This is a genomic window from Streptomyces filipinensis (assembly GCF_014649495.1).
Taxonomy (GTDB): Bacteria; Actinomycetota; Actinomycetes; order Streptomycetales; family Streptomycetaceae; genus Streptomyces; species Streptomyces filipinensis.
The window spans coordinates 201,124-217,144 of sequence record NZ_BMTD01000005.1; the positions used below are offsets into that span (position 1 = coordinate 201,124).

Here is a 16,021-nt window from a genome sequence, read left to right on the forward strand (position 1 = left end):
GTCCGGCGACCCCGCTTCGGCGCGGCGACGAGTTCTGCCGGCCCCGGCGGACTCTGGGAGTCCCCTCGATGAGCTGCCGACCGCTTCCACCTCGATGTCGTGCCCAGCCCGAGCGGTGTGACCCACCACCTGTTCTGGCGCGAGTGACACGCGGGTGAACGTTCCTCGCGGATGTCAGGCGCGTACGCGGCCGAGGAAGTCGCGGATGTGCCCGGCGATGACCCCGAGGTGGCTCTCCAGGGCGAAGTGTCCGGAGTCGAGGAGATGGATCTCGGCGCCGGGCAGGTCCTGGCTGAACGCCTTGGCACCCTCCGGGCCGAAGATCTCGTCGTTCGCGCCCCAGACCGCCAGCAACGGGACTTGCGAATCGCGGAAGTACTGGTGGACCCGGGGGTAGAGGTCCACGTTGGTGGGGTAGTCGCGGAAGAGCTTGAGCTGGATCTCGTCGTTTCCGGGGCGGTCCAGCAGCGCCTGGTCGTGGACCCAGTTGTCGGGGCTGACCAGGCTGGGGTCGGCGACTCCGGTCACGTACTGCCATCGGGTGGCCTCAAGGGTCAGGGCATCCCGCATGGGGCCCTCGGTGTCCGGTCCCGGGGCGTCGGTGTAGGCGAAGACGCCGTCCCAGAAGGGCCTGACGAAGCCCTCCTCGTAGGCGTTGCCGTTCTGCGTGATGATCGCGGTGATGCGGTCGGGGTCCTGGAGCGCGAGTCGCCAGCCGACGGGAGCGCCGTAGTCGTGCACGTACATCGCGAACCGGTCGACGCCCAGATGACGCAGCAGGCCGGCGGTGACCTCGGTGAGGGCGTCGAAGGTGTACGGGAAGTCCTGCGGGGCCGGCATCGCGGACTGTCCGAAGCCGATGAGGTCGGGGGCGATCACGTGGTAGCGGTCGGCGAGCGCCGGGATCAGGTGGCGGAACATGTGCGAGCTGGTCGGGAAGCCGTGCAGGAGGACCACGGCGGGTGCCGTCGGGTCGCCGGCCTCCCGGTAGAAGACGTCGAGACCGCTGACGGTGGCCGTGCGGTGGTGGACTGCGGGAGCCATGTCTATAACCTCTATAGCGACTTTCACCGGTTACGTACTCCAGTCGAGCACTCCCTGTCTAACCTGTCAAGGTGACTTCACTGGTTACGTGAAATCGGGGCGGCACCGGCACGAGAACCGGGCGTCCCGCGGTCGCGGACCCTGCGTGCGGACTTGGGTACCGTGACGCGAACCGATGCCCCGCCGGAAGGTGATCCGCCGATGCCTCAGCCCGCCATGGCCGTCAGCCCGGACGCACCCCGCAACCCGGTCCTCGCCGAGGTCGTCCGCTCCGGATTCGTCGAAGGGCGGCACCGGGGCGGTGTGGTGCTGCTCGCGACGGACGGTTCGGTGGAGCTGGCCATCGGTGACGTGACGTCCCCCGTCTTCCCGCGTTCCTCCAGCAAGCCGATGCAGGCGGTGGGTGTGCTGCGGGCCGGCCTCGACCTCGCGGGGGAGCGGCTCGCCCTGGCGGCCGCGAGCCACTCCGGCGAACCCTTCCACCGTGACCTGGTGCGAGCGATGCTCGACGAGCACGGGCTGACCCCGGAGCACCTGCAGTGCCCGCCCGGCCTCCCGCTGGACCAGTGGGAGCAGGAGGCCTACCTGGCCGCGGGCGGCCGGCGCGACCGCGTGGCCATGAACTGCTCGGGCAAGCACACGGCGATGCTGGCCGCCGCCGCGCTCCGGGGCTGGCCGCTTCAGTCCTACCGTGACCCGGACCATCCGCTGCAACGGCTCATCCGTACGGTCGTGGAGGAGGCGGCCGTTGAGCCGGTGACCGCCGTCGGTGTGGACGGCTGCGGGGCCCCGCTGATGGCGATCAGCCTGACCGGGCTCGCCCGCGCCTTCCGCTCGTACGTCCTCGCCGCGCCCGGCACGCCCGAACGGCGGGTCGCCGATGCCATGCGCGCCCACCCCGAGTACGTCGCCGGCACCCGACGCCACGACACCTGGCTCATGAGGGAGATACCGGGTGCCCTGTCCAAGGTCGGAGCGGAAGCGGTCCAGGCCCTCGCGCTGCCCGACGGCCGCTCGCTGGCCCTCAAGGTCGACGACGGCGGCATCCGGGCCCTGGGTCCGGTCCTGGCCCGCGCGTTGCGCCTCATGGGGATGACGGCACCGGTCGTGGACCGCGTCGGCCGTGCACCGGTGCTGGGCGGGGGGCGCGAGGTGGGAGAGGTGCGGGCGGTGTTCTGAGGGGCGCCGTTATGCGGCATTCGCCCCGCGTCCGACATCTGACGTTTCGTCAACTGCCTTGGCGGTCAAGGAATTTACCGTCTATTGGCATGGCGAACGGCTGTTGTGTGCCGTTCCCTGAGCGTTCAACTGGGAATCCCTGTGGGTGTTGTGTGCTCTCCCTAGCCTCCTTGAGGTTTCGGAAAGAAGGGGCTCATGGACGACTCACTCCTCGCGGTCCGGGCTCGCGGGATCACCAAGTGTTTCGGTGATGTCGTCGCACTCGACGGCATCGATCTGGATGTGGCGCAGGGGCGGATCCACGGCCTGGTCGGACCGAACGGTGCCGGCAAGACGACGCTCCTCGGTCTCCTGCTCGGCCTGGCCGTGGCCGACACCGGCCGGCTGGAGATCCTCGGTGCGCCGGTGGGCCGGACGTTCACCGCCCCCGACGGTGTCGCCGGGTTCGTGGACGGACCTGGCCTCTACCCCTCGCTCACCGCCAGGCAGAACCTCACCGCACTGGCCGCGCTCCGCGGTCAGGACACACGGACGGCAGGCATCGACGACGTGCTCGACCAGGTCGGACTGACCGATGTCGCCGACGACCGGGTCCGCGGCTTCTCCCTGGGCATGCGCCAGCGGCTCGGCCTCGCCGCCGCCCTGCTCACCAGGCCACGGCTCCTCGTGCTCGACGAGCCCTCCAACGGCCTCGACCCGGCCGGCAAGAAGCACGTGCACGGCGTCCTGAGCCGGCTCGCGACGCAGGGCACCGGTGTCGTGCTGTCCAGTCACCGCATGGACGACCTGGAGGCGCTGTGTTCCGAGGTCACCATCCTCGCCACCGGACGGGTCGTCTTCTCCGGTCCGCTGGGCAAACTGGCCGCCGAGAACCGTGAACTCGACTACCGTCTGGTCACCTCCGACCCCCAGGCAGCACGCCGGCTGGCCGCCGAGACGCCCGGGATCCATATGGTCGGCGGCGCGGGAGGAGGCCAGCGAGGCGAGGCGCTCGTCGTACGCGCGCTGGTGCCCGCCGTCGACGAACTGGTGGCACGGCTCGTGCGGTCGGGCCTCGCCCTGCGCGAACTCGCCCCCGTGACGTCGCCGCTGGAGGCCGCGTTCCTGGCCCTGACCGAACAGGACGCCGCAGCCCGGCCGCAGCAGACCCGCGCTCAGCAGCAGGCGGCCGGCCGATGACCGCGACCGCCGCAACCCCCACCGCCGGTGCCGGCCGTGTCTCCGTGGCCCGCGGCTACCGCTTCGAACTGGTCAAGCTCGTCTCGCAATGGCGCATCCGTCTGCTGGTGCTCGCCTGCTGGATCGCACCGGCACTCTTCGTCGCCGGCGTGGGCCAGCAGAGCACACTTCCCTCGGACACCCTCTTCGGCCGCTGGATGCTCGCCACCGGATGGGCCGGCCCCCTGGTGACCCTCGGATTCTCGGGCACCTGGGCGCTCCCGCTGCTGACATCCGTGGTCGCCGGTGACGTGTTCGCCTCCGAGGACCGGCTCGGCACCTGGCGCCATCTGCTGGTCGCGGTCCGCTCGCCCCGTCGGATCTTCGCGGCGAAGGCGCTCGCGAGCCTCACCGTGATCCTGCTGCTCGTGGTCGGACTGGCCGCATCGAGCACGCTCGGTGGGCTCGTGGCGGTCGGCAACCACCCGCTGGTCGCCCTCGACGGCCACCTGCTGGCCCCGGGGGACGCCGCCGGCAAGGTGCTGCTCGCCTGGGCCTGCGTGCTCGCCCCGACGCTGGCCCTCGCCGGGATCGGCCTCCTCGGGTCCATCGTGCTCGGCCGGTCCCCGATGGGACTGCTGCTGCCGGCGATCGTCGCCCTCGTGATGCAGCTCGCCCAGATGCTGCCCCTGCCCGTCGCCGTGCGACTCGCCCTGCCCAGCTGGGCGTTCATCGCCTGGAACGGTCTGTTCACCGGCCCCGCCCAGCTGGGACCACTCCTGATCGGCATCGTGGTCAGCCTGCTGTGGGCCCTGACCGCGACCTTGCTGGCGTATCTGCTCTTCCTGCGGCGCGACTTCACCAGCCTGACCGACGAGGGCTCGGGGCGCCGCGCGGTCACCGCCGGGCTGCTGCCGCTCGCCGCGCTGGCCGCCGCGACGGTTGCCGTCGTGGCGGCGACGACCGGGGCCACGGGCTCCGGGATCTCGCAGGCCAAGGTGCAGCACTCCCTCGCCACGGAGTTCGCGCACCTCTATCGCATGCAGACCTGGCAGCTCAACCGTCCTGCCGTCACCGAGGCGCAGCTGAAGGCCACGGCGACGTGCAACAAGGGCAGCGTCAGGGTCGCCGCCGAGGGACCCGGCAACGACTGGCGCTGCGTCGTCTCCTGGCATCTCCCCGGCGTCCAGGCCACCGGGACGGCCGTCTACCAGCTCGACGTCACCTCGGACGGGCGGTTCGTCGCCGACGGCGACGGACCGAAGGAAGTGAACGGCTACTTCCTGGTGCGCACCCCCACCGGAGACGCACCGAACCCGCTGTGGCAGTTCGACGGCGACCTCGCACTTCTCCGTACCTCGAAGGGATGACTCCATGCAGGTAACACGGCACCGCCGCTCCGTCGGGACACCGCCGCGCGGCAGACGCATCGGGCGCCGGAGCACCCTCACGGCCGGCGCCACCGCGGTCGTGCTCGCCGTCACGGCAGGCATCGGCTACGCCCAGACACGGCAGTTCGGCACCGACCAGGTCGGCCAGGTGACCGACCGGGGCCAGGTCGTCTCCAGCGACCAGTACATCGCCCCCTACGGCGACCGGCTCGTCATCAACAACGGCAAGATCATGTCGTCCTCGGTCAGCCCGGACGGCACCCACCTCGCGGCCGCGGTCACCGACGGGGGGAGCGCCCTGGCCATCGTCGACGTGAAGAACTGGAAGGTGCAGCAGCTCGTCGGCGCCGCCGCCTCCTCGTCGCCGCGCCTGAGCAGCAACTCCGTAGGCCAGGAAGGCCCCACGTACTCGCCCGACGGCACACAGCTGTGGCTGGGCCAGACCGACGGCTACACGAGGTTCACGGTCAACCCGGACGGCACGGTCACCAACCCGACGCCGGTCACCATCCCGGCGGACGGATCCAAGCACGCGCTCGTCGGCCAGGCCGTGTTCTCCTCCGACGGCTCCACCGTGTACGCCGCCGTCAACGGCCAGAACCGGGTGGTCGCCCTCGACGCGGCGACCGGCGCGATCAAGCAGAGCTGGCCCGTCGGCAACGCCCCGCGGGACATGGTCATCGCCGACGGCAAGCTCTACGTCAGCAACGAGGGCGGACGCCCGGCGCAGTCCGGCGACACGACCATGAACTCGTACGGCACCCAGGTGCCGGCCGACCCGCAGACCGGTGCCACCACCACCGGAACGGTCAGCGTCATCGACCTGGCGAACCCGGCCGCGGCCCCCACGAGCATCGACGTCGGCCTGCACCCCACCGCGCTGTACGCCAGGGGCAGGGCACTGTTCGTCACCGACACGGCCACCAACGACGTGTCGGTCATCGACACCGCCCGCGACAAGGTCGTACAGACCATCTCCACCAAACCGTGGCCGGAGGCGTCCGTGGGCTACGAGCCCAACGCCGTGACGCTCACCGACGACGGCCACCTGCTGGTGACGCTCGGCCGCGCCAACGCGGTCGCCGTCTACCGGTACAGGAGCCCGCAGGAGCCGGTGAGTTACGTCGGCCTGCTCCCGACGGACTACTTTCCGGCCGAGATCACGACCGTCGGCGACCAGGTGCTGGTCTCCGACACCCGTGGCATCGACGCCCGCCGCGCCAACAACCCCGCCGGACACGGCACCCACGACACGACATCGAGCGTGCAGCGGTTCACGCTGCCGGACGACAGCGTCATCAGGGCCGAGACGGCGACGGTCTTCCGGCAGAACGGCTGGACCCCCGGCTCGGTCAAGCTGGCCAAGGGCCGCAGCCACGCCTGGCCGGTACCGGTCCCGACCCGGCTCGGCGACCCCTCGACGATCAAGCACGTCTTCCTGATCGTCAAGGAGAACCGGACCTACGACCAGGTCTTCGGCGACATGTCGCAGGGCGACGGCGATCCGGCGGTGACCCAGTTCGGCGAGAACGTGACGCCGAACCAGCACGCCCTGGCCGAGCAGTTCGGCCTGTACGACAACACGTACGACATCGGCACGAACTCCGCCGAGGGACACAACTGGCTGATGCAGGCCGACGACCCGGAGTACACCGAGTCCTCGGCCGGTGAGTACCAGCGCAGCTACGACACCGAGAACGACGCCCTCGGCCACCAGAGGTCCGGCTTCATCTGGACCGGTGCGCAGGCGGCCGGGAAGACCGTGCGGGACTTCGGCGAGTTCCAGTCGATCGAGAGCAAGCCGGCCGACGCGTCCTGGCAGAACCTGTACTGCGACGCCAAGAACATGGACGCCACCGGCCAGACGACCGCCTACCCCATACAGACCGGCTCGGCGATCCCGTCGCTCAACGCCGTGTCGGCGCCCGGATTCCCGATGTTCGACCTCGACGTCCCGGACATCTACAAGTACCAGATCTGGAAACAGGACTTCGAGAAGAACGGGCCGGCGAACCTGAACATGTTCTGGCTCTCCAACGACCACACCGGTGGTCCGGCGAGCCCGGCGGCCCAGGTGGCGGACAACGACCTCGCGGTCGGCAGGATGGTCGACGAGATCTCGCACAGCAAGTACTGGAAGGACTCGGCGATCTTCGTCGTCGAGGACGACTCCCAGGCTGGCCTCGACCACGTCGACGGCCACCGCGCCCCGATCCAGATCATCAGCCCCTGGGCCCAGCACGGCACCGTCGACAGCCGCTACTACTCCCAGATCACGATGATCCGGACCATCGAGCAGATCCTCGGGATCCACCCGATGAACCAGAAGGACAGCGCGGCCAGCCCGATGACCGGGGCCTTCACCCGGCGCCCGGACTACACGCCGTTCACCGCGCTGCCCAACCGGACGTCACTGACCGACGGCCTGAAGACCCCGCCCGCCTGTGGCGTGGACACCCCCGCTCCGCAGGACCCCAAGGCGGCGGCCGTGCCGGCGGCCAAGGTGCCGGCGGACAAGCGGCAGCTCGCGGCCGAGTGGGACGCATGGAAGTCCAAGCAGCGCCTCACCGGCCCCCACGCCGTCCCCGACTTCGCCAACCCCGCGCAGATGAACCACCTCACGTGGTACCAGACGCACAACTGGGCGAAGCCGTACCCCGGGGAGAAGAAGATCTACGCGCCCAATGACGTGCCGGGTGCCTACCTCCCGTCGTCGGAGTCCGACGGCTGACGCGGACCGGCCCCGTCGAGTGCCCCTGGCCGGCTTCACCGCCCGCCAGGGGCCCTTCCGTCCTCCCCGTGGAAGACGGCCTGTCCCGAGGCCCGCGGCTCCAGGTGGGACGCGAGCACCGCGGCCTGGACGCGCCGCTGGACGCCCAGCTTCGCCAGCATCCGTGAGATGTGGTTCTTGACGGTCTTCTCCGACAGATACAGCCGCTGGCCGATCTCACGGTTGGTCAGACCGTCCCCGATCAGGGCGAGGATGTCCCGTTCGCGCGGCGACAGGCTCGCCAGCTCCGGCGGCAGCGACGGGGCGTCCGCCGGGTCGGTACGCAGGGAGCGCATCAGCCGGGCCGTGGTCGCCGGGTCGAGCATCGACTGTCCTGAGGCGACGGTACGGACCGCGGAGACGAGGTCGGAGCCCTTGATCTGCTTCAGCACATAGCCGGAGGCCCCGGCCATGATGGCGTCCAGCAGGGCGTCCTCGTCGTCGAACGAGGTCAGCATGAGACAAGCCAGTTCCGGCATCCGGCTGCGCAGCTCCCGGCACACCGAGATCCCGTCCCCGTCCGGCAGCCGCACGTCGAGCACGGCCACGTCCGGGCGCACGGCGGGGCCGCGGACGAGGGCGTGCTCCGCGGTGTCGGCGTCCCCGACCACCGCGATGTCCGGTTCGGCGTCGAGCAGGTCGGCCAGTCCGCGCCGGACGACCTCATGGTCGTCCAGCAGGAACACACGGATCGGGTGCTGCTCCGTGAAGCTGCGCGTCTCGGTCATGGCGACCTCTCGTTCCCGGGGACGGACAGACAGCGGGCTGTCCTCGACGCTGATCATCCAACCAAGGGGGTGCAGGGACTAGGGCCGACCGGCCCCCTGAGCGCATGGCCGTCACGCTGGAGTTCGAGCAGTCCGGCTCCGTCCACCACCGTCGGCATGAAGGCGTGGCAGCGCTGACGAGGTGCGGGGTGCCGTACATGGTGGACTCCATGAGGTCCGCGGCGGCCGGTCCGTTCTCAGCATGGGCCCGTGCCACCGCACGAGCCAGGGGCCACCAGGCCCCCGGGCGGTCCGTTCGGCCGCCACTCGGTACGCGGTACGACGGCGAGACGGGTCAGTCCGGCACAGGGCCGTGCGGCCACTGGCCCCGCGGGCAGACCACGACCATGCTGGAAGCGGAGCCTCGGCCCCGGGAGGTGGAGACGATGCCCCGAGCCGTCACGGCAGATCCCGACGACCGGCCCGAGAGCCGCGCCGCCGAGTGGGCGGCGCGCGAGGCGGGGCTCCGCGGTCTGCCGCCGAGGACCGTGCCCGTCCGGCAGCGGACGCCCGAGCCCCTGGCCCAGGCCCCGCCGCTCGGCGCCGGCGTCCGGCAGCACGGGAGCGAGCAGGTCCCCCGGAGGCCCGCCGGGATGCTGCGCACCCGGCGGCGGCTCCCGGCCGTGAAGGTGATCGGGTCCGTCCTCCACCACGTCACCGCTCCGGTGGCGGTGGTCCCGCACGAATGACCCGTCGCTGGGGTGGTGAGCACGATGGACCTTCCGATCGTCGTCGGTGTCGACGGCACCGAGCCGAGCCTGCGCGCCGTCGACTGGGCGGCCGGCGAGGCCGCGCTGCGCGGGGCACCGCTCCGGCTCGTCTACGCCTCCCTCTGGGAGCGCTACGAAGGCGCCCTGCTGGCGCAGGAACTCGGCAAGCCGTTGGAGGAGGTGATGGCGCGGGACGTCGTCGGCGCGGCGGAGCAGCGCGCCCTGCGCCGCCGGCCCGAGGTGAAGATCACCACCGACGTGCTGCCCGAGGAACCGGAACACGGGCTCGTACGAGTGAGCGGCACCGCCCTCGCCGTGGTGCTGGGCTGCCGGGGCCGCGGCGGGGTGGCCGAGGCGCTGCTCGGTTCCGTCAGCCTCACGGTCGCCGCGCACGCGCACTGCCCGGTCATCGTGCTGCGCGGCAACCACGCCGACCAGGCCCGCTCCGGGACGCAGGGCCGGATCGCGCTCGGCGTCGGTGACGGGCCGAGCGGCTCGGCCGTGCGCTTCGCCGTCGAGGAGGCCTTCCTGCGCGGAGTGCCCCTGGACGCCGTACGGGCCTGGCGGCGCCCCGCGCATGTGCTCTCCGGTCACCCTCCGGGCGCCGGTGGACCGGCGCTTTCGGAGCGGCAGCGGGCCGGTGCGTTGCTGGAGGACGCGCTGCGGGACGCGCCGGCCGACCTGAAGGTGGACCGCCGCGTCGTCGAGGGTCAGGCCCGTGACGTGCTGGCGGCAGTCTCCCGCGAGGCCGATCTGCTCGTCGTCGGCCGACGACGCCACGGTCACGTCGGCAGCCGGCTCGGCCGTGTCGCCCACGCGGTGTTGCACCACACGGCGTGCCCCGTGGCCGTCGTACCCGAACTCCACTCACATCCCCCCGGTGCCGTCGGCTGATCAGGAGGGGGGTCCGCTGGGCGCCGACGGGTGCGGGGGTATGCGTTCGTGCACCTCGAAGACGTGCCCCAGTCCCGTGACCCGCAGCATCCTGCAGAAGCCCGGACTCACCGCGACCAGCCGGAGCCGGCCGCATCGGGCCAGTGCCCGGTTGCGGGCGCGGCACAGGACGCTCAGGCCCGCGCAGTCGATGAACGTGACCGGCCGCAGATCCAGTATCAGGTCGGGGCGGGGGTACGCGGTGAGGGCGTCGAGCCGCTCCGACACCGTGGGAGCCGTCAGCAGGTCGATCTCGCCGTGCAGGGACACAACCGTTGCTCCGCCGGCCGCGCCGTCGGCCACGACCACCGCCTGGTGGGTGCTGTGACCTGCCTCGGGGGCCGCGTCGTTCTGGGACATGGGACGAGCAAACCGGGAGACCGGGAGGGGACGGAAGGGCCGTACGGCCCTGCTCCCGGTCCGTCCGACCACGGGTCCGGCGTAGCGCGCCCGTGTGGAACCGATACCGTGGAGGTGACCCGTCGGTGCACGGGCGTGCGCCGATGTGCTGGAGGGGTGTGGTGGCAAGCCCGGAGGAGCCCCGCGTACGACTGCCGCAGCTGAAGCTCGACGAGCTGCTGGAGGAGCTGCAGGCCCGGATCAACGCGGTCCGGGGCACGCAGAATCGCGTGCACAGCCTGCTGGAGGCGGTGCTCTCGGTCGGCCGGGAACTGGACCTGGCGCAGGTGCTGCGCGCCATCGTGGAAGCGGCCGCGGCACTCGTGGACGCCGAGTACGCCGCCCTCGGCGTGATCGGACCGGACGGCACGCGGCTGTCCGCCTTCCACACCGTGGGCGTCACCGAGGAGCGTATCTCCGAGATCGGCGCCTACCCGGAGGGCCACGGCATCCTCGGCGAGCTGATCCGGAACCCGCATTCGCTGCGGCTCGCGAAGATCTCCGCGCATCCGGCCTCGTACGGCTTCCCGCGCAACCACCCGCCGATGAACAGCTTCCTCGGTGTCCCGATCCGGGTCCGCGACCAGGTCTTCGGCAACCTGTACCTGACCGAGAAACGAAGTGGCGCGGAGTTCGACGAGGAGGACGAGTCGGTGCTGTCCACGCTGGCCGTGGCCGCCGGCGTGGCCATCGACAACGCGCGCCTGTACGAGGAGTCCCGGCTGCGCGAGCGCTGGCTGCGTGCGAACGCCGAGATCAGCCACAGCCTGATGTCCGGTACCGACCGCGCCGACACCCTGGGGCTGATCGCCGAGCGCGCCCGGGAGATCTCGGGTTCGGCACTCGCGGCGGTCGCCATGCCCATGGAGAGCACGAAGTCGCTCAGTGTGGAGATCGCCGTCGGTGTGGACGCGGAGGCACACCGCGGTCTGGTGCTGCCCGTGCAGGAAAGCCTGATGGGGCTGGCGTACGCCGCGGCGGCCCCGGTCACCAGCGACGACGTCGTCCATGATCCGAGGATCTCGCCTGAGCCGCCGCGCTTCGGCGGGCTCGGTCCCGCCGTGGCCGTGCCGATCGGCACGGGCGCGGGCGGGGTACGGGGCGTGGTCCTGGTGGCCCGCGAGCTCGGCCGGCCGGTCTTCCTGGAGAAGGAGACCGAGATGCTGCAGGGCTTCGCCGCCCAGGCCGCGATCGCGATGGAGCTGGCCGAGCGCAGGCAGGACGCCCAGCAGATCGCGCTGCTGGAGGACCGCGACCGCATCGCGCGGGACCTGCACGACCTCGCCATCCAGCGGCTGTTCGCGACGGGGATGACCCTGCAGAGCGCAGGCCGTTTCATCGAGCATCCCGAGGCCGCCGAGCGGGTGCTGCGGGCCGTGGACGACCTGGACGAGACCATCAAGATCATCAGGTCGACGATCTTCGGGCTGCGGGCACACGTGGGCGCGGCCGGCAGCGGACTGCGCACGCGGGTCGTCCGCGTGGTCGGCGAGGCCGCCCCCGTGCTGGGTTTCGCCCCCAGCGTGCGCATGGAAGGCCTGCTCGACACCGATGTGCCGCCCGACATCGCCGACCACATCGTGGCCGTGCTCTCCGAGGCCCTCACCAACATCACCCGGCACGCCCACGCCGAGCGGGCCCAGGTCGTGCTGACGACCGACGGCCGCGAGGTGTGTCTGAAGGTCTCCGACGACGGTGTGGGCATCCCGCCCGGCGGCCGGCGCAGCGGGCTGTCCAACATGGCCGAGCGGGCGGAACGGCTGGGCGGCCGGCTGGAGGTGACCCGTCCCGCGGAAGGCGGCGCCACCCTGGACTGGCAGGTCCCGCTGCCGGCCGGATGACCGCCTTCCGCCGTCGGGGACCGACCGCGGGCCGCCGCGCCCGGCTCCTGCGTGCCGTGGCTCACTCGGCGCGGGCCGCGGTGAGCCTGCAGTCCACGGCGACGACGCCCTCGACGCCGTGCGCCAGGCGGGCGGCGAGAGGAATCCGCTCGGCGTCCCGGACCCGCCCGGTCAGGGTCGCGACGCCCTCGGTGACCACGATGTGCACGGGCTCGACCGGGTCGGGGAACAAGGGGTCGACGACGTCGCGCCGGATCTCGTCGGCGAGGTCGTCGTCCGGGCGCAGGAAGACCTTGAGCAGGTCCCCGCGGCTGACCACGCCTTCGAGCACCCCCGCGGCGTTCACGACGGGGAGCCGCTTGACGAGCCGCAGCGCCATCACGCGCGCGGCCTCGGGGAGCGTGGCGTCGGCGTGCACGGTGACGGCCGGGCTGCTCATCAGCTCCTCGGCGCACACGGCGCCCGCCTTGGCCAGGCTGGGCAGCCGGCGCAGCTGCGTGAACCGGTCCGGATCGCTGTCCCGGAACTCCTCCTTGGGCAGCAGGTCCGCCTCGGACACCACGCCGACGACCCGGCCGTCGCCCTCCAGCACCGGAAGGGCGCCGACCTTCCACTGCTCCATGCGCTCGACGATGTCCTTGAACAGCGCCTTGCGGCCCACGGCGACCACGGCACGGGTCATCACGTCCCGCACGCGGTGCGCGCCGCCGTCCATGCTCTCCTGCGCACAGGACCGGGCGGTCACATCGCACCACCGCTGCCGTAGGGGGCGTAGAGGTCGAGCAGCCGGACCCGGGAGGCGTGCAGCCGTTGGGCGACCACGCGTCCGATCCAGACGGCGACCGCCCGGCCGAACTCGGCGTCCCCGGCACACATCACCCGCACCGCCTCGGCGTCGAACTCCCAGGCCCGTACCGGGCTCGTCGCCTCGGCGCCCAGGTGCCACAGGTACGGCGGGAAGTGCCACGACCAGCCGACCAGTTCGCCCTGGCCGAGGGACTCGATGACGGCGGCCCGGCGGCCGGGCACACGCAGGTCGAGGGCGACGGTGCCGGTGCGCACGATCCAGAAGCGGTCGGCGCGCCGTCCCTCCTCGAACAGCCTGACTCCGGCCTCGAAGGAGACCTCGCGAGCGAGGCTCATCAGCCGATCGCGGTACGCGGGCTCAAGGGCCGCGGTCATGGTCGTGACGGAGGTCATCGCACCGGCTCCCTTCCTGGCCTGTCCTCCCAGCGTGGGCGCGCCCGATCAGGACCACCACGGGCCGCTCGGACCCGCCCCGGGGCCCTTCGGCCTCAGATCCGGCGACGGGTTCCCCCGGGAGACCCGGTGAGTCCCGAAAAGGAACCTACTATGGGCGCATGAGGATGCACACCGCTGACGAGACCTGCGGCATCGCCCAGGCCGCGCTGGTCCTGGGGGACTGGTGGAACGTGCTGGTGCTGCGGGAAGTCGCCCGCGGACACGTCCGCTTCGACGCGCTCGCCGAGGAGATCGGCCTGTCCCGCAAGGTCCTCACCGAGCGGCTCGGCCGGCTCGTCGCCCATGGCGTCCTGCGGCGCAGCCCCTACCAGCGGCGACCGGTGCGTCACGAGTACCTGCTCACCGACTCCGGGGTCGCGCTGTTGCCCCTGCTCGTCGCCATGCAGGACTGGGGTGACCGCTGGGTGCTGGGCGACGGCAGCGTCACCGCGACGGCGGCGCAGGACAGCGCCGAGCACGGCCGGGTCCACGCCCTGGCCGGTACCCGGCTGCCCGACGGCCTCGAACTGCCGGGCACGCGGGGCGCCGACCTGCCCCTGGCCGCGCCGGGCCGCGCCGCGACCGTACTGTTCACCTACCCCGGTACCGGAGTCGAATGGGGCGAGCCGATCCCCGGCGCCGCCGGCTGCACCCTGGAGAACCGGCTCTTCCGGGACGCCTGGCCCGACTTCCGGCGGGCGGGTGCGGACGTACGCGGCGTCAGCACCCAACTCCCTCACGAGCTGGCGGAATTCGCCCGCACCGAGCAGGTCCCGTACGACCTTCTCTCCGACGCCCGCCACCGACTGGCCGCCGCCCTGCGACTGCCGACCTTCCGTGGTGCGGGCCGGCTGCGGCACAAGCGCCTGATCCTCGTCGTCGACGCCGCACGCACCGTCCGGCACACCCTGTTCCCGGTCGTCGACATCCCGCACGCGGTACAGGAGAGCCTGCGGCTGGCCGCCGACTGTGCCCGGAACGCATGAGCCGCGGGGCCGTGCAGGACTCGCCGCTCACGACCACGCGGGCGCCTCGGGCACCGGATGCCGTCGGTCGAACTCCTCGGAGAGCATGCCCATCACGACGAGATCGCGGTGCCGGCCGGCGAGGAAGACGCGTTCGCGTAGCCGGCCTTCCTCGACGAAGCCCAGCCGCTCGTGCAGCGCCAGCGATGCCTCGTTGTGTGCGAAGATCCGTGCTTCGCACCGGTGGAAACGCCGCTCCGCGAACATGAACCGCAGCAGCAGCACCGCCGCCTGGGCCGCGTACCCCTGGCGCCGGTGTGCCGCGCCGATCGTGATGCCGTACTCGAACCAGCCCGCGCGCGGGTCGGCGTGGTACGAGCCGACAGCACCGACCAGCTCCCCGGAGTCGACGGCCTCGACAGCGAGCTGGAAGCAGTCGCCGTCGGGTGCGGCGACAGCCTGCTCCTTGGCCCAGCTGCGAAAACCCTCGGCGGAGCGCGGTGGGTTCAGCAGATCCCCCAGCTGCTCCTCGTCCTCGGTGAAGCCCATGAACGCGGCCCAGTCATCGGGCTCGATACCGCGCAGGCGTATCCGCTCGCCCCTCCAGAACGATGTCATCGCGCCATCCGATCATGGTGGCAGACGCGACGTCCACGGCTTTTGCCGGCCGGTCGCCGCTCACGGCTTGCGGGCGAGTCCACCGTGCTCGGCGATGACCTCCGGAGTGGGCGAGCCGGGCTCCGGACGCCACTGCGTCACCGGGACGACGCCCGGCTCGATGAGCTCCAAGCCGTCGAAGAACGCGGTGATCTCGCCGACGGTACGCAGGTTGTACGGGACGGCGCCGCTGCTGTTGTAGGAGTCCTGGGCCTGCTCGAAGACGGGGTCGATGCCGCGGGAACCGTCGTTGACGCAGAGGTGACTGCCCGAGGGCAGGGCGTCCATCAGCCGGGTGGCGATGGAGCGGGCCTGCCCGTGGTCGGCGACGTGTCCCAGGATGTTGCTCAGGATCAGCGCGGTGGGGCGGCCGAGGTCCAGTGTCGGTGCGGCGGCCGCGAGGATGCGGTCCGGGTCCGTCACGTCGGCGTCGATGTAGGAGGTCGCCCCCTGGGGGGTGGAGTAGAGCAGGGCGCGGGCGTGCGCGAGAACCATCGGGTCGTTGTCGACGTAGACGATCCGCGCCTCGGGGGCGAGCCGCTGGGCGACCTCGTGTGTGTTCTCGGCGGTCGGCAGGCCGGTGCCGACGTCCAGGAACTGCCGGATGCCCGCCTCACGGACCAGATACGTGATGGTGCGGCGCAGGAAGGCGCGGCTGCTGCGGGCGATCGTGACGATGCCGGGGTAGACCGCGGTGTACGCGTCGCCGGCCGCCTCGTCGACGGGGTAGTTGTCCTTGCCGCCGAGCCAGTAGTTCCAGATGCGGGCGGAGTGCGGCACCGATGTGTCGATCTTCTGCCGCGTCGTCGCTTCGGGCGTCGTCGAGGGCTCGGTCATGAGTCGTGTCCGTCTTTTCGGTCGTGGCGGGGATCCTTCACGGCACAACCTATGCGGCAACGTCCGCCTTTCGCCCGCCAGTTCGGGTTTCCCGCCGGCGGCACCGGAGCGGGGCCGTCCGCCGCGAG

The 16,021-nt window shown here is 71.6% G+C and carries 15 protein-coding genes and 1 pseudogene; 9 read left to right on the top strand and 7 right to left on the bottom strand.

The features are described 5' to 3' along the window. Window positions 1-51 precede the first annotated feature (51 nt). Window positions 52-147 (top strand): annotated as a pseudogene (locus IE244_RS14250) (dihydrofolate reductase family protein); the annotation flags it as partial. A gap of 27 nt (window positions 148-174) precedes the next feature. On the opposite strand, the gene IE244_RS14255 reads toward IE244_RS14250, so the two are convergent. Then, window positions 175-1,044 carry an alpha/beta fold hydrolase gene (locus tag IE244_RS14255; RefSeq protein ID WP_191873884.1) on the bottom strand — a complete coding sequence of 290 codons (870 nt, stop codon included), beginning with the start codon at window positions 1,042-1,044 and terminating at the stop codon, window positions 175-177. A gap of 201 nt (window positions 1,045-1,245) precedes the next feature. Between IE244_RS14255 and IE244_RS14260 the strand changes: the two genes are divergently transcribed. The 4 genes from IE244_RS14260 to IE244_RS14275 all read left to right on the top strand — a co-directional run bounded on the left by IE244_RS14260 (window position 1,246) and on the right by IE244_RS14275 (window position 7,503). Further along, window positions 1,246-2,223 carry an asparaginase gene (locus tag IE244_RS14260; protein WP_191873885.1) on the top strand — a complete coding sequence of 326 codons (978 nt, stop codon included), beginning with the start codon at window positions 1,246-1,248 and terminating at the stop codon, window positions 2,221-2,223. Between the two features lie 195 nt (window positions 2,224-2,418). Continuing rightward, window positions 2,419-3,402 (top strand): ABC transporter ATP-binding protein, encoded by a 984-nt coding sequence (locus IE244_RS14265; protein WP_191873886.1) that lies wholly within the window; start codon window positions 2,419-2,421, stop codon window positions 3,400-3,402. Next, entirely contained in the window at window positions 3,399-4,751 is a 1,353-nt protein-coding gene (locus tag IE244_RS14270; RefSeq protein ID WP_191873887.1) for an ABC transporter permease, read from the top strand. The genes IE244_RS14265 and IE244_RS14270 overlap by 4 nt, the downstream gene beginning before the upstream one ends. Window positions 4,752-4,755: 4 nt before the next feature. Next, window positions 4,756-7,503: a bifunctional YncE family protein/alkaline phosphatase family protein gene (locus IE244_RS14275; RefSeq protein WP_191873888.1), complete on the top strand. Its 2,748-nt coding sequence runs from the start codon at window positions 4,756-4,758 to the stop codon at window positions 7,501-7,503. Window positions 7,504-7,538: 35 nt separating this feature from the next. Here the strand turns inward: IE244_RS14275 and IE244_RS14280 are convergent, their stop codons facing one another. Further along, a complete protein-coding gene (locus IE244_RS14280; RefSeq protein WP_191873889.1) occupies window positions 7,539-8,270 on the bottom strand; it encodes a response regulator in 732 nt (243 codons plus the stop codon). A gap of 425 nt (window positions 8,271-8,695) precedes the next feature. Between IE244_RS14280 and IE244_RS14285 the strand changes: the two genes are divergently transcribed. Together IE244_RS14285 and IE244_RS14290 are read left to right on the top strand one after the other, a co-directional pair. Next, a complete protein-coding gene (locus IE244_RS14285; RefSeq protein ID WP_191873890.1) occupies window positions 8,696-8,998 on the top strand; it encodes a hypothetical protein in 303 nt (100 codons plus the stop codon). 24 nt (window positions 8,999-9,022) lie between these two features. Continuing rightward, window positions 9,023-9,913 (top strand): universal stress protein, encoded by an 891-nt coding sequence (locus IE244_RS14290; protein ID WP_191873891.1) that lies wholly within the window; start codon window positions 9,023-9,025, stop codon window positions 9,911-9,913. Here IE244_RS14290 and IE244_RS14295 read toward each other — a convergent pair whose 3' ends face one another. Further along, a complete protein-coding gene (locus IE244_RS14295) occupies window positions 9,914-10,312 on the bottom strand; it encodes an STAS domain-containing protein (protein ID WP_191873892.1) in 399 nt (132 codons plus the stop codon). It abuts the gene before it with no gap. Between the two features lie 161 nt (window positions 10,313-10,473). Between IE244_RS14295 and IE244_RS14300 the strand changes: the two genes are divergently transcribed. Continuing rightward, the gene (locus tag IE244_RS14300; RefSeq protein WP_308436262.1) at window positions 10,474-12,192 is read left to right on the top strand and encodes a sensor histidine kinase; all 1,719 of its coding nucleotides are present in this window, start codon (window positions 10,474-10,476) and stop codon (window positions 12,190-12,192) included. Between the two features lie 61 nt (window positions 12,193-12,253). On the opposite strand, the gene IE244_RS14305 is transcribed toward IE244_RS14300, so the two are convergent. Then, a complete protein-coding gene (locus IE244_RS14305) occupies window positions 12,254-12,907 on the bottom strand; it encodes a CBS domain-containing protein (RefSeq protein WP_191873893.1) in 654 nt (217 codons plus the stop codon). A 26-nt stretch (window positions 12,908-12,933) separates the two neighbouring features. Beyond that, window positions 12,934-13,392: a cyclic nucleotide-binding domain-containing protein gene (locus IE244_RS14310; protein ID WP_191873894.1), complete on the bottom strand. Its 459-nt coding sequence runs from the start codon at window positions 13,390-13,392 to the stop codon at window positions 12,934-12,936. 161 nt (window positions 13,393-13,553) lie between these two features. On the opposite strand from IE244_RS14310, the gene IE244_RS14315 reads away from it, so the two are divergent. After that, window positions 13,554-14,420 (top strand): winged helix-turn-helix transcriptional regulator, encoded by an 867-nt coding sequence (locus tag IE244_RS14315; RefSeq protein WP_191873895.1) that lies wholly within the window; start codon window positions 13,554-13,556, stop codon window positions 14,418-14,420. 27 nt (window positions 14,421-14,447) lie between these two features. Here IE244_RS14315 and IE244_RS14320 read toward each other — a convergent pair whose 3' ends face one another. Together IE244_RS14320 and IE244_RS14325 are read right to left on the bottom strand one after the other, a co-directional pair. Then, a complete protein-coding gene (locus IE244_RS14320; RefSeq protein WP_191873896.1) occupies window positions 14,448-15,017 on the bottom strand; it encodes a GNAT family N-acetyltransferase in 570 nt (189 codons plus the stop codon). A gap of 60 nt (window positions 15,018-15,077) precedes the next feature. Continuing rightward, on the bottom strand, window positions 15,078-15,893 hold the full coding sequence (locus IE244_RS14325; RefSeq protein WP_191873897.1) for an SAM-dependent methyltransferase: 816 nt from the start codon (window positions 15,891-15,893) through the stop codon (window positions 15,078-15,080). Window positions 15,894-16,021 lie beyond the last annotated feature (128 nt).

What these genes read in the sequence shown, in the direction of transcription:
- IE244_RS14255 (WP_191873884.1), bottom strand. Translation starts at nt 1,044, where the DNA reads ATGGCTCCCGCAGTCCACCACCGCACGGCCACCGTCAGCGGTCTCGAC.
- IE244_RS14260 (WP_191873885.1), top strand. Translation starts at nt 1,246, where the DNA reads ATGCCTCAGCCCGCCATGGCCGTCAGCCCGGACGCACCCCGCAACCCG.
- IE244_RS14265 (WP_191873886.1), top strand. Translation starts at nt 2,419, where the DNA reads ATGGACGACTCACTCCTCGCGGTCCGGGCTCGCGGGATCACCAAGTGT.
- IE244_RS14270 (WP_191873887.1), top strand. Translation starts at nt 3,399, where the DNA reads ATGACCGCGACCGCCGCAACCCCCACCGCCGGTGCCGGCCGTGTCTCC.
- IE244_RS14275 (WP_191873888.1), top strand. Translation starts at nt 4,756, where the DNA reads ATGCAGGTAACACGGCACCGCCGCTCCGTCGGGACACCGCCGCGCGGC.
- IE244_RS14280 (WP_191873889.1), bottom strand. Translation starts at nt 8,270, where the DNA reads ATGACCGAGACGCGCAGCTTCACGGAGCAGCACCCGATCCGTGTGTTC.
- IE244_RS14285 (WP_191873890.1), top strand. Translation starts at nt 8,696, where the DNA reads ATGCCCCGAGCCGTCACGGCAGATCCCGACGACCGGCCCGAGAGCCGC.
- IE244_RS14290 (WP_191873891.1), top strand. Translation starts at nt 9,023, where the DNA reads ATGGACCTTCCGATCGTCGTCGGTGTCGACGGCACCGAGCCGAGCCTG.
- IE244_RS14295 (WP_191873892.1), bottom strand. Translation starts at nt 10,312, where the DNA reads ATGTCCCAGAACGACGCGGCCCCCGAGGCAGGTCACAGCACCCACCAG.
- IE244_RS14305 (WP_191873893.1), bottom strand. Translation starts at nt 12,907, where the DNA reads ATGGACGGCGGCGCGCACCGCGTGCGGGACGTGATGACCCGTGCCGTG.
- IE244_RS14310 (WP_191873894.1), bottom strand. Translation starts at nt 13,392, where the DNA reads ATGACCTCCGTCACGACCATGACCGCGGCCCTTGAGCCCGCGTACCGC.
- IE244_RS14315 (WP_191873895.1), top strand. Translation starts at nt 13,554, where the DNA reads ATGAGGATGCACACCGCTGACGAGACCTGCGGCATCGCCCAGGCCGCG.
- IE244_RS14320 (WP_191873896.1), bottom strand. Translation starts at nt 15,017, where the DNA reads ATGACATCGTTCTGGAGGGGCGAGCGGATACGCCTGCGCGGTATCGAG.
- IE244_RS14325 (WP_191873897.1), bottom strand. Translation starts at nt 15,893, where the DNA reads ATGACCGAGCCCTCGACGACGCCCGAAGCGACGACGCGGCAGAAGATC.